A 522-nucleotide genomic window follows, 5' to 3' on the forward strand; every position below is an offset into this window, starting at 1 on the left:
GTTAGGCATTGCATGAAGATTCGTCGCTATCAGAAATATGATTGGAATCGGATCTGCGAGATTCATGATCTAGCTCGCATGGATGAACTTCGGGGAGCAAATCTAGAGGAGGCTTTCCTGCCACTTGAAGTAGCCGCAGAAAGAGAGGGCCTCTTTGACTACGACCTTCTTGTTGCAGATAAGGATGGTTTAGTTCTGGGCTTCGTGGCCTATGGCAACGATGAGCTCACATGGCTGTATGTAGATCCGGCCTTCTACCGCAAAGGTCTCGGGCGGCTCTTGGCGAGAGCAGCTCTTGAAGAGCGCCCAGGCGGACTCTGCATTGAAGTACTTAAAGGAAATGACGCTGCCTTAGACTTCTACAAGTCCATTGGCTTTGTGGAGTCGAGGACCGTTAGTGGTCGGATGCCCGGCAATGAGACGTATCCCGTCGTCGTTCACTGCTTATCTTATGGCAGCAATGCCTAACAATTCATTCAAGCCGACACCGCTTCGCGGCGCGGCTTAATTCTGGCGTTAGGC

The 522-nt window shown here is 51.5% G+C and carries 1 protein-coding gene; it reads left to right on the forward strand.

All coding sequences use genetic code 11. The annotated features are described in order from the left end of the window. On the forward strand, positions 1-468 hold a 468-nt coding region (locus ACW7G5_RS14815; protein WP_457005790.1), incomplete at its 5' end, for an N-acetyltransferase family protein. Positions 469-522 lie beyond the last annotated feature (54 nt).

It is taken from the genome of Luteimonas sp. A501 (assembly GCF_054052085.1).